This is a genomic window from Clostridium sp. Marseille-Q5894 (genome assembly GCF_946902305.1).
Lineage (GTDB): Bacteria > Bacillota_I > Bacilli_A > Erysipelotrichales > Coprobacillaceae > Thomasclavelia.
In genome coordinates this window covers 131,975-144,453 of sequence record NZ_CAMPPT010000001.1, presented here as the reverse complement: position 1 = coordinate 144,453, position 12,479 = coordinate 131,975, and the positions used below count along the sequence as shown (strand labels likewise).

12 protein-coding genes are annotated in these 12,479 nt (G+C 30.0%); 4 read left to right on the top strand and 8 right to left on the bottom strand.

The window, feature by feature from the left end:
* Positions 1-150: 150 nt before the first annotated feature.
* On the bottom strand, positions 151-681 hold the full coding sequence (locus OC535_RS00615) for a hypothetical protein (protein WP_227052717.1): 531 nt from the start codon (positions 679-681) through the stop codon (positions 151-153).
* Complete coding sequence (gene nagA, locus OC535_RS00610; protein ID WP_498822907.1) at positions 668-1,819, bottom strand: N-acetylglucosamine-6-phosphate deacetylase; 1,152 nt, start codon at positions 1,817-1,819, stop codon at positions 668-670. The genes OC535_RS00615 and nagA overlap by 14 nt, the downstream gene beginning before the upstream one ends.
* 481 nt (positions 1,820-2,300) lie before the next feature.
* Here nagA and OC535_RS00605 point away from each other — a divergent pair, with 481 nt between their 5' ends.
* Genes OC535_RS00605 through yajC form a run of 3 tightly spaced genes read left to right on the top strand, consistent with a single transcriptional unit; the run spans position 2,301 to position 4,221 of the window.
* The gene (locus OC535_RS00605; protein ID WP_498822906.1) at positions 2,301-3,488 is read left to right on the top strand and encodes an SIS domain-containing protein; all 1,188 of its coding nucleotides are present in this window, start codon (positions 2,301-2,303) and stop codon (positions 3,486-3,488) included.
* Positions 3,489-3,492: 4 nt separating this feature from the next.
* Positions 3,493-3,927: a PTS galactosamine/N-acetylgalactosamine transporter subunit IIA gene (agaF, locus tag OC535_RS00600; protein WP_027088668.1), complete on the top strand. Its 435-nt coding sequence runs from the start codon at positions 3,493-3,495 to the stop codon at positions 3,925-3,927.
* 3 nt (positions 3,928-3,930) lie between these two features.
* A complete protein-coding gene (gene yajC, locus OC535_RS00595; protein ID WP_227052720.1) occupies positions 3,931-4,221 on the top strand; it encodes a preprotein translocase subunit YajC in 291 nt (96 codons plus the stop codon).
* Between the two features lie 70 nt (positions 4,222-4,291).
* Here yajC and OC535_RS00590 read toward each other — a convergent pair whose 3' ends face one another.
* The 5 genes from OC535_RS00590 to agaV form a co-directional block, all read right to left on the bottom strand.
* Positions 4,292-4,945, bottom strand: a complete 654-nt coding sequence (locus OC535_RS00590; protein ID WP_498822905.1) for an HAD family hydrolase — start codon at positions 4,943-4,945, stop codon at positions 4,292-4,294.
* 26 nt (positions 4,946-4,971) lie between these two features.
* Positions 4,972-5,628, bottom strand: coding sequence for a hypothetical protein (locus OC535_RS00585; RefSeq protein ID WP_227052722.1), 657 nt, complete (start codon positions 5,626-5,628; stop codon positions 4,972-4,974).
* An 86-nt stretch (positions 5,629-5,714) separates the two neighbouring features.
* Positions 5,715-6,626, bottom strand: a complete 912-nt coding sequence (locus OC535_RS00580; protein WP_498822904.1) for a PTS system mannose/fructose/sorbose family transporter subunit IID — start codon at positions 6,624-6,626, stop codon at positions 5,715-5,717.
* On the bottom strand, positions 6,616-7,437 hold the full coding sequence (locus tag OC535_RS00575; RefSeq protein ID WP_227052724.1) for a PTS mannose/fructose/sorbose/N-acetylgalactosamine transporter subunit IIC: 822 nt from the start codon (positions 7,435-7,437) through the stop codon (positions 6,616-6,618). The genes OC535_RS00580 and OC535_RS00575 overlap by 11 nt, the downstream gene beginning before the upstream one ends.
* A gap of 42 nt (positions 7,438-7,479) precedes the next feature.
* Positions 7,480-7,956: a PTS N-acetylgalactosamine transporter subunit IIB gene (gene agaV, locus OC535_RS00570; RefSeq protein ID WP_024721928.1), complete on the bottom strand. Its 477-nt coding sequence runs from the start codon at positions 7,954-7,956 to the stop codon at positions 7,480-7,482.
* Between the two features lie 584 nt (positions 7,957-8,540).
* On the opposite strand from agaV, the gene OC535_RS00565 reads away from it, so the two are divergent.
* Positions 8,541-9,023, top strand: a complete 483-nt coding sequence (locus tag OC535_RS00565) for a QueT transporter family protein (RefSeq protein WP_024721926.1) — start codon at positions 8,541-8,543, stop codon at positions 9,021-9,023.
* A 258-nt stretch (positions 9,024-9,281) separates the two neighbouring features.
* Here OC535_RS00565 and carB read toward each other — a convergent pair whose 3' ends face one another.
* Complete coding sequence (gene carB / locus OC535_RS00560) at positions 9,282-12,479, bottom strand: carbamoyl-phosphate synthase large subunit (protein ID WP_227052725.1); 3,198 nt, start codon at positions 12,477-12,479, stop codon at positions 9,282-9,284.

Sequence of the window (12,479 nt, the reverse complement as noted above, 5' to 3'; positions counted from 1 at the left end):
TAATTTATAATAGTCTATATATTTTTCTCTCTCAAAAAAGCTGTAGCAATAATGATTGCTCAGCTCTTTTATTTTAAATAAATAATTATAAAAGGAAGAATTAATTTTACTGATAACATTCAATAATCTTAAAACTTCCTTTTTTTATAACTATTTCATTTTAGTTAACGCAATTAAATTTATGATTACACAATAACACGCCATTACGCTCAAAAGTGCACTAACAACCAATACTGCAATACTAGCTTCCATCATCCAGGCATTTACTACTATCAACACAGCAAAAGCTAAATACAGCACTGCTCTTAAAATTGCTTTTCTTGGTTCTTTAGAATCAATGATCGTTCTTAATAAAGTTTGACGATTTTCTCGATTAAATTTACTTGTTTGTCTCAAACTTGGCAAAAACCTAAATCTAAATAATAGTTCTGCCATTAAATAAATCGCTATTCCTGCTATAACTGCATGCACCCAACTAGGGAAATATTCACTAAATAATATTATTATTATTAAAACTAGGACTAACCGATTTTTGTAAACATAAAACTTACCTTCAACCTTTTTATCAATTAAATATCCATTTTTTGTTAGCCAATCATAATATACTGTTTGTCCATGTCGGTCCAAATAAATATTTCTTCCTGAAATATTTCCTTTGTTGTTATTTTTATTTTGTGCCATCAATCATTTCCTTCCCCTTACAATATGTCTGAATTACCTCATAATCTTTATCTAAAACAACTAGATCTCCATCATAACCTACTCCAATTGCTCCTTTATGATCATCTATATGCAAACATCTAGCAGGATTGATTGTACAAGAATTAATAGCTGTATTTACAGGTACCAATGCATCTTCGATAAGAATTTTTAATCCTTGATTTAATTTTAAAGTAGATCCTGCTAAACCACCTGTACTAGTTAAATGAGCACTACCATCTTCATAGATTTCAATCTCGTTTCCACCAAAAATGAATTTTGATCCTGCTGGAGATCCTTTAGCCATTAAAGCATCTGATACCATAATACTATAATTTGGTCCTTTAGATGTAAAATAATTATTTAATGCATTTAATGTAGAGTGATTTCCATCACAAATAATTTCACCATACATATTTCTAATTCTATATGCTCCACCTACTAAACCATTAGCGCGATGATTAAAAGGTGTCATTCCATTGTAAACATGTGTCATTGAACGTGCTCCATAGGCATAAGCTCTAACAGCTTGTTCATAAGTGGCTGCTGAATGTCCTACACTTACAACAACCCCATTTTCTACACAATATCTAGTAAGAGCAAAGTCATCATCAGTTTCTGTAGCCATTGTAATATATTTAATCAACCCATGTGCTGCTTCTTGATATCTCTTAAATTGTTCAATTGTAGGTTTTACAATATATTGCTCTGGTTGTGCTCCTTTATATACCATATCAAGATATGGACCTTCAAAATGAATTCCTAAAACCTCAGCGCCTTCATAACCATCTTCAACCACTTTAGCTACATTAGCAACTGCATTTGTTAAAACTTCTTCACTTTGTGTAATAGTTGTAGGTAGTAAAGCTGTTACTCCTTCGTTAACAATATTTTTAAGCCAATATCTTAATCCATCTTCTTTTGCATCATTAGTATCGAATCCATATGCTCCATGACAGTGAATATCAATAAATCCAGGTAATACCCAGTTACTTCCATAATCTCTATCTACCTCTTTTTCATTGTAGTCATAGATTCCGACAATTTTTCCATCTACCACTTCAATCTGTCCTGAAACAAACTGATCTGCTAACCAAATCTTCTTACTTTGAATAATCATTTTTATATCCTCCTATTTGTTATTTAAAATCGATACTTCAAGTACATACTATAACTATATTATAACACTTTATTAATTTCAATATTTATACTTTTTAATTTAAATAGTTACTATTTTAATTATTAACAACTTTTATTATTTTCATAATTTTATTAAAAATTTAAATTTTTATATTTTCAAATCATCCAATTATATTGATTTTTAAATGAAAAAGATCATATAAACAAAATTCATTTTCATATTTTAATAACCATCAGCAATACGATTCACTAAAAATTTAATAAAAGTATATTACTGCATTAAATTTTATAAGTTTATATATTATATAACTATAAAAAAACTAAAAATTTTATAATTTTAGACATATTAATTTTGTAATTTTCAACAAACTAATTATCACTTTTAGTTTAGCTATTGTTTATTTAAATTTCATTGTTATAATGTGAATTGTAGATAAAATAAAAAGAAAAGGAGAAGAAAAATGACAAAGACTATTTTCGGGATTAATGACACTCAAATGAGTGAAACAAAAAGTACTTATACTTTAACTGAAATTTATCAACAACCTGTTACTTGGAAAAAAACTTGTCAACAAGTTGCATCATTGAAAGATGAATTAAAAGCATTTATTAACCAAGTAATCACAAAAGATGATTTTGATGTTATTTTAACTGGAGCGGGAACTAGCGAATTCGTAGGAAATACATTATTTTCATATTTAAACAAAAAATTAAATTATAAAGCTAAATCATATGGGACTACTGATTTAGTAGCTACACCTGAAAACTACCTATCAAGAACTAAACCAACATTATTAATAAGTTTTGGTAGATCAGGAAATTCACCAGAATCAGTTGGTGCAATCGATGTAGCTGAAGAAGTATGTGAAAACTTATATCATTTATTTGTAACATGTAATAAAGATGGCGCTTTATCAAAAAGAGCTGCTGATAATGATCATTGCTTTGCTATTAATTTAACTGATGAAACTCATGACCAATCATTTGCTATGACTTCAAGTTTCTCTAATATGTATTTAGCAACATATTTATGCTTTAATTTAGATAATCTTGATGAAACTATTGCTGAAGTAGAAAAAATTGCTGCAGCTGGACAAAACTTTTTAGATAATCAATATTCTGTAGCTAAAGAAATTGTTGATAGTTATGATTTCAAACGTATTGTTTATTTAGGAAGCAATGCTTTAAAAGGAATTGCACAAGAATCTGCATTAAAAATGTTAGAATTAACTGCTGGTGAAGTTGTGACAATGTTTGATACTCCATTGGGATTCAGACATGGTCCTAAATCAATTGTTGATGATGACACTTTAACAGTTGTTTATATTAGTGATAATGAATATTCTCGTCAATATGAAGTTGATTTGATCAAAGAAATGAGTGGTCAAAGAAAAGGTAACAAGATCGTTGCTGTAATGAATGGAAAATGTGATGAAATTAAAGAATTAGTTGATTATGTTGTTGAATTTGACATTGACGGTAAATATGATAATATATTACTTGGTTTTGATTACATTGTATTAGCTCAAACAGTAGCTGTATTGAAATCATTATCTATGGGTAAAACACCTGATAACCCTTGTCCAACTGGAGAAGTAAATCGTGTTGTTAAAGGTGTAATATTATATCCATATAACAAAGGAGAATAGAAAAATGTTAGGATTAATTGTAACTGGTCACGGAAATTTTGCTAGTGGATTACGTTCTTCATTAAGATTGATCGCTGGTGAAAAAGAAAATATGTGTTTTGTTGATTTTGAAGAAAAAGACAGTGTTGATGATTTAAGCACTAAATTAACTTCAGCAATCGATTCATTATCTAACGTTGACGGTATCTTATTTCTATGTGATTTAACTGGTGGATCACCATTTAAAACATCTGTAGAACTTTCTGTACAAAAAGATAAACCTATGGAAGTTATTGGTGGAGCAAACTTACCAATGGTAATCGAATTATCTATGGCTAAAGAATTTGTTGATTCATTAGATGCATTAACTAACATGGCTATCTCTACAGGTAAAGATAGTATTGTTCGCTTTGCTTTCTCTGCCCATAAAGAAGATACTAATGATGAGGATGGAATTTAAAGAATGAATTGGGAAGTTATTTTATGGACTTGCATAACTGTTGGTGTTTTACTTGCAATATGTGGAATTATCATGATGGTAATTTCTGCACGCAATATGAAAAAACGCCGCAAAGAAATTGGTGAAGTCCACACTACATTAAGAGTTGGAAACAGAATCCTTTTTGCAGGTGGTCTGTATGGACGGGTTGTAAAAATTTATAACGATGAAACTATTGATGTAGAAATTAGTAAAGATGTTATTGTAAAAGCTTCTAGATATAGTATTCAAAATATTGAAAGCAAATACAAATAGATAAATCGTACTAATTATAACTTAAAAAACGAGGTACCTAACCTCGTTTTTATTTTGAATGATTACGTCTTTAAAAATATTTATCACAATTAAATTCTGTATAATCATTTATACAAAAATCAGCACCATATTCTTTTAAGGTAGTAAAATCATCACCGATTCCTACAACTAATCCTGTACCAATTTCTTTCGCATATCCTATTCCAGTTTTACTATCTTCAAAAATAACACAATCATCTATTTCAACATTTAATAACTTAGCAGCATCTTTAAACATACTAATCTTATTAGTATGCTTACCATCATCGTATATAATTTTATTAACATCAAACCATTTATCTAATTCAAATGTTTTAACAAAAAAATCAATATTTTCCTTAATTGATGCACTAGCAATAGTAAAAGGAATCCCTTGTTTTTTTAAATAATCAAAGCATTCAACCGCTCCTTTTATTAAATGCAGTTTATCTGGATGTTCTAAGCAAATATTTCGATACACTTCTTCTTTATATTTAGAATAATATTCATTATCTTTTTCATTCATATCTTCTTTGATACAATACAAAATTTCCTTATTATTTTTTCCGTGCATCTTAACTCTTAATTCATCATCCAAATCTCTACCAGTTATCTCTTTTGTTACTCTCTGCCAAGCAATATTATGAAATGGTGTATCATAAAATAACGTTCCATTAAAATCAAAAATTACCGCTTTATATTTCATCTTAACCTCCCAAAAAGAATAAACTATTACTTATTAGCTTCTAATTGCTCAATATGTTTTTTAGCAGATATACTATACTTTTCCCTTGGGTTGAAACAAACTATTGCATTTTTAAAATATGTAATAGCACGTTTACTATCTTCTAACCTTTCATACTGAATAGCAATCATATATAAAATCACACCTAAAGAAAAACCATAAAACTTTTTTGAATCGATTTGTTTATCCATTTCTTCTGCTAAATCATTACGCTTATTAATCATAACTTCATATGCCTGCTGATTATATTTAACAAAATTTTTATCTTCAGATTTACTAATTTCTTTTAGTAAAATATCAGCATATTTCTTATTTTCCTTAAGTATAAAAGTATGATAATACAATTCCAAAAAAGCTTTTTTATCTTCTGGATTATTATAATCCGTTTTAATGATATATTCCAACATTTTATCAAATTTTTCAACGTTTTTATCTAAATAATAAGCTTTGATTTTATATAAGTCACAAGTGTAATCTTTTAAAAATCTTCTTGATATTGACATATCAGACAACTTTTCAGTGAGCTGATAATCTTTCTTTCTAATTGAACTATCAAGACTATTAAGTAAAAATTTCTTTACTATTTGAAAAGCAAAAAAGCCAAGGAATAATATAAAAATAACCGCCATTGTAATTGAATTCATATCAATAGTTCACTCCTCTTTATTATAAAAACAAAGGGCACGATCAATTTGACCATACCCCTTAATTTTTGATATTAAATATCTAATTATTCACTTTCAGTAGGATATTCATACCATTCTACAAGTGGAGTATATCCACCTGGGATAGTATTACCATCAGCATCCATAGCTTTAGAATCACCAGAGAAGATACCGAATGCACATCCAACGATACCAACAACAAGAATTAATAAGATACATTTTACAGGAGTCCATCCTCTTTTAATTAAAACATAGATTCCTAAAGTAATTAATAATGGTAATAATTTTGGTAAAACACCATCTAATAATCCTTGAATATTGATTGCAGGATCTCCTACATATAAACGTACAGTAGTTGAACCATAAGTAGCAATTAATCCACCTACTACGAAAATACCTAAAATACTAGCTGCACGAGTAAATTCTTTTGCATTAGAAGTAAGCATAGTAACTGCTTTTGTTCCTAATCCATAAGACCAGTGCATTAACCACCAACGAATTACAAATTGAACAGCATTGAAAACAACTAAGAATAAGATTGCTCCAAGAATAGAACCATCCATAGCAATGTTTGCTGTTAAACCAGCAACGATTGGTACTAAAGTTAACCAGAATAATGCATCACCGATACCACCTAATGGTCCAGCTGCAGAAATACGTACAGAACGAATAGTGCTTGTTTCAGCTTTATTTTGTTCCAATGATAAAACGATACCCATAACGAATGTTACTAAGAATGGGTGAGTATTTAAGAAATCCAAGTTGTGAGCCATAGAAGCTTTTAAGTCTTCTTTATTTGTATGGATTTTTTGAAGACCTGGTAAAATACCCCATAACCAACCAGCAGCTTGCATTCTTTCATAGTTGAATGATGCTTGTAAGAAACATGACATCCAAACCATTTTATTTAAAGTCTTTTTATCCAACTTTGGAGCTGGCGTTAAATCTTGATATCTTTCAGGAATATTATATGCCATCAGACTCACCTCCTGTATTTGTTCCTACATTATTTTTAATTTTTGTATGAATTAAGAAGTCATAAATTGCAACTGCGACACCTACAAATGCACATAATAACAATGTTGCACCTGAAACAGATGGAATTGCACTACAGATTACTGCCATAGCAAAACCTGCAAGTAGGAATCCCCACATTTCTCCTGACATCATAACTTTCATTAAGATGGCAAATCCTACGAATTTCATGGCTCCACCAGCTGCATCTAAACCAGCCATTACCCATGAATATTCAAATGATAATTCTTTCAAAGTTGTTCCTAAAGCTTGTCCACCATATAAACCAGCTACAGCTAAAATACCAAACAATGCCCCTAAGATTCCCATTTCAATAAAGTTAATATTACGGATACCTTTTACATCTGCATTAGCTGCACATTCATCAGCTTTAGCCATCATACCTGACATAATTGTAAATGTTAAAGTTACAGCGTATTGTCCGAATACCGCAAATGGAATAGCTAATCCCATTGCAGCTCCTACACCATCAGCAGTTGCTTCCATTCCCAAAGAAACTGCAAAAACTGTTGCCATAATTCCACCTAAAATTGCATTTGGTGGTTGTGCCCCACCGATTGGCATACTACCAATCTGAATTAATTGATACGCACCACCAACAACAACACCTAATTGGAAATCTCCTAAGATTGCTCCAATAATAGGGCATGTTACTATTGGTTGATACAATGATTCCAAGAAACTGAATTGGTCAATACCCATGATAAATGCAACGATAAAAACCAATAATGCTTGGATAATGTTTACATCCATGTTCGTTCTCCTTTCAATTATCTGTTATACAGATTCCTTTTCCTATTTAAATAATTTGTCAATGTTTTCAGCAGGTGTATCTGGAACACGTTTAATTTCCAATTCAACCCCTAAATCCATCAACTTTTTAAAGGCTGCTACATCAGCATCATTTACTGCAACAGATGTAGCTACTTGACGTTTTCCATCAGCCATATGCATGTTACCAATATTTACTTTTTTAATTGGTACTCCGCCTTCAACTAATCGTAAAACATCATGAGGGTTATCACAAATGATGAAAATCATTTGTCGATCAGCTGCCTTATGAATCGTATTAATTGTTTTTTCAACTGTCCAATAACGTGTTTGTGCATAACTTGGAGCAGCCATGTCCATTAACCCTTGTCTAAATGTGTCTTCAGCAACTTTATCATTGGCAACTAATAATAAATTTGCCCCAACACTTCCAGACCATTGAGTAGCTACTTGTCCATGAATCAAACGTTCATCGATTCTTGTTAGAACTATATTAGGCATATAAATTCCTCCCTTCGCTTGACCTAATTGTAAGCCCTTTAATCTTACACCATATATTTTACCAATATCTATCAAACTAGTCTTTGTACTTTTTATTTATGTTTTTATCTTTTTAAGTATTTCTACTTGTACAATCCCAAAAAGTGCAAAAAACATTAAATATTTAACACTTTATACAAGCAAATTCAAAAAACTAATTTAAACTTTATATATCAGTAAATAAGTGTATATTAAGAACCTCATTTATAATTATAATATTTTTTTGTGATAATTGATAATAAAATTATAATTTTTTTAAATTTTTTTCTTTTTTATTGATTATAACAAATTGTTTTTGTTAATTTCATTAAAACACCGGCTAAACCTGTAATTACACAACATATATATTATAATTGATCTCATTTAATACCTACAAAATATTATTTATATAACTTTTTATTTTAAATTAACTCTAAATAAATTTTAAAGCAAATAAAATATAATTAACAAAAGTTATAGTTATTTTAATAAAAATCATATATAATAACTTTGTTTTCAATGAGGTGACATATAAGTGAAAATAATTCAATGAAAGGAATTAAATAATGAACAGAAGTATTTCAGTAAAACTGATTGTAGTCAATGCAATGATTGCAAGTGTTTATGCTGCCCTCACTTTAGCAATCTCACCTATTGCCTATTCTGAAATTCAGTTTAGATTATCGGAAATCATGGTTTTTTTAGCATTTTATAATAAAAAATACATTCCTGGCTTAATAATAGGATGTATTATAGCTAATCTATTTTCACCGATGGGACTACTAGATGTAATTTTTGGAACGATCAGTACAATTATTGTCTGCATTACTATGTATGTAATTAAAAACAGATATTTAGCTGCTATTATAGGTGCTATAATTACAGGATTGATTATTGGCGGTGAACTTTGGTATGCTTATCAAATTCCATATCTAATCAATGCTTTATACGTAGCGATCGGTGAATTAATTGTCTTGATCATTGGCGCTTTAGTATTTAAGGCAATAGAACATAATGAATATTTTATAAATATATTAAAAACTTCTTAATATTATATAAGACTCTTTATTGATTGTGTAATAATCAATAAGATGTCTTTTTTATTATCTACTTTAAAATACATACAAACTATCATTTTTTCTTGCATCCTTATCTTATGAATAACATATTTAATAGAATTTAAAATCAAAATATTTATATACTTTTAGCTAACAATAAACAGGTAAATCCTATATATTGAGGATCTACCTGTCTTTTATTTAATGATTATACAGTTTTTAAAATACTTTTTATTTAAATTTAACTGACTACTTCAATTTAGTGATATCTACTAATGACGTATCACCTTTATGACGTTTTTCCAAACTTGTAATTAGTGCTTGAGCTGTATCTAAAGAAGTAAAAATTGGAATTCCAGCTTCAACTGCAAACCGTCTAATCAAAAAGCCATCTTTTAAATTATTATTTCTTGTCGGAATATCAATGATCAAATCTACGGTATCAGTCAGCATTAAATCAAATAAAGTATTATTTTTAGCATTGATTCGATTTACCAAACTAACTGGTACATCATGTTCTTTTAAATAATTATAAGTTCCTTCTGTAGCATATAAATCATATCCAAACATGTAATATTGTTTTGCTATTGGTAAAAATTCTTCTTTTGCTGAATCTTTAATTGTACAAATGATATTCTTTTTCTTAGGTAAATTAATACCCGTACCAATAAATGCTTTATATATAGCCTCGTCATAATCTTTAGAAATTCCTAAGACTTCACCTGTTGATTTCATTTCTGGTCCTAAACTAATTTCAGCACCTTTGATTTTTTCAAACGAGAATACCGGCATTTTAATCGCGACAGTTTCTTTTTCAGGCGCTAAACCATACTCATATCCCTGTTCTTTGATTGATTTTCCCATAATTACATGTGTAGCGACATCAACAACCGGAATATCTGTTACTTTAGAAATATATGGAATCGTACGACTAGAACGTGGATTTACTTCAATTACATAAACTTGATCTTCATATACAATAAACTGAATATTAATCAAGCCGATTACATTTAATGCTTTAGCTAGTCGTTTTGTGTATTCAACAATAGTTTCTTTTATGTGCTCTTTGATTTTTTGTGATGGATAAACTGAAATACTATCACCTGAATGTACTCCTGCTCGTTCTACATGCTCCATGATTCCTGGAATTAAAATACCATGTTTATCACAGATAGCATCGACTTCTACTTCTTTACCAGCTAAATACTTATCAATCAATATAGGATGTTCTTGATATTGGCGATTAATAATTTTCATGAATTTTTTAACATCACCATCATTTAAACAAATCTCCATTCCTGCTCCACCCAAAACATATGATGGTCTTACTAAAACAGGATATTTCAATTTATTTGCAACTTCCAATGCTTCTTCAATCGTAAATACTGTTGATCCACGTGGTCGATCAATATGACATTTTTCAAGAATTTCATCAAACCGTTCACGATCTTCAGCAGCATCTACATCATCAGCTGAAGTACCTAAGATCTTAACTCCCATTTCCATTAAAGCTTTAGTTAATTTGATTGCAGTCTGACCACCAAACTGAACTATTGCACCATCTGGTTTTTCAATATCAACAATATTTTCAACATCTTCAGGAGTAAGAGGTTCAAAATACAAACGATCTGCAATATCAAAATCTGTACTTACAGTTTCTGGATTATTATTAACAATAATCGTATCATATCCAGCTTCTTTTAAAGCCCAAACACAATGAACAGAACAGTAATCAAATTCAATACCTTGACCGATTCTAATCGGACCTGATCCAAGTACCATAATTTTTTTCTTATCATCAGCTGGATCAACTTCATTTACTCCCCCATATACTGAATAATAATACGGAGTTGTTGCATCAAATTCAGCCGCACATGTATCAACTACTTTATATACTGCAGTGATATCATTTTCTTTACACATTGTTTTAATTTCATTTATCGATTTATTTGTTAATTCACTAATAACTAAATTAGGAAATTCTAAACGTTTTGCTTTTTGTAATAATTCAACCGTTAATTCATCATTCTTAAGTTCATTTTCAACTTCAATCAAATGTTTGATTTTATCAATAAACCATACATCGATCTTTGTAATATCATGAATTTCTTGCTCACTAATTCCTTGACGTAAAGCTTCAGCAATTGCAAAAATTCTTTGATCATCAACATCTTTCAATTTTTTCCGCAAAAACTCTTGATCTTTACCTTCAAGATCATTTAAATACAAATAATACACATTTTGTTCTAGTGAACGTAAAGCCTTCATTAACGCCCCTTCAAAATTATTGCAAATACTCATAACCTCTCCGGTTGCTTTCATCTGAGTCCCTAATTCTCTAGAAGCATCTACGAATTTATCAAAAGGCCATTTAGGAATCTTACAAACAATATAATCTAAAGTAGGTTCATAAGAAGCATATGTTTTACCTGTAACAGCATTAATTATTTCATCAAGATTATATCCTAATGCAATTTTAGCCGCTAATTTAGCAATTGGATAACCAGTGGCTTTACTAGCTAAAGCCGAAGAACGACTTACCCTAGGATTTACTTCAATAACACAATATTCAAAACTATTAGGATTTAATGCGTATTGAACGTTACAACCACCTTTTATATTTAAAGCTGTAATAATATTTAAGGCTGATGATCTTAACATCTGATATTCCTTATCAGATAAAGTCTGACTTGGCGCTACAACTATACTATCACCAGTATGTACACCAACTGGATCCAAATTTTCCATATTACATACTGTAATACAATTGCCAGCCCCATCACGCATTACTTCATATTCTATCTCTTTCCAGCCCGCAATACATCTTTCAATTAAACATTGACTAACTCTTGAAAGTCTTAACCCATTAGAACAAATATCATGCAATTCTTGTTCATCATGAGCAATTCCCCCACCAGTTCCTCCTAAAGTATAAGCCGGTCTTACAACTACCGGATATCCGATCTTTTGGGCAAATTCAATTGCATCATCAACGTGATTAACTACGATTGAAGCTGCACATGGTTCATTGATTTGTTCCATCAGATTTTTAAATTCTAACCGGTCTTCAGCCAATTTAATCGTATCGGTAGAAGTTCCGATCGTTCGTACATTATGTTCTTCCAAAAAACCTTCATCAGCTAGAGCCATTGCAATATTTAAAGCATTTTGACCACCCAAAGTAGGTAAAATACTATCTGGCTGTTCTTTAATAATTAAATTTTTAACAACAGGAACAGTTAATGGTTCAATATAAACTTTATCTGCAATATCTTTATCAGTCATAATCGTTGCTGGGTTAGAATTAATTAAAACTACTTCGACCCCTTCTTCTTTTAAAGCACGACAAGCTTGTGTTCCCGCATAATCGAATTCTGCTGCTTGACCAATAATGATTGGGCCTGAACCAATAACTAATACTTTTTTTATTCTACTATCTTTTGGCAT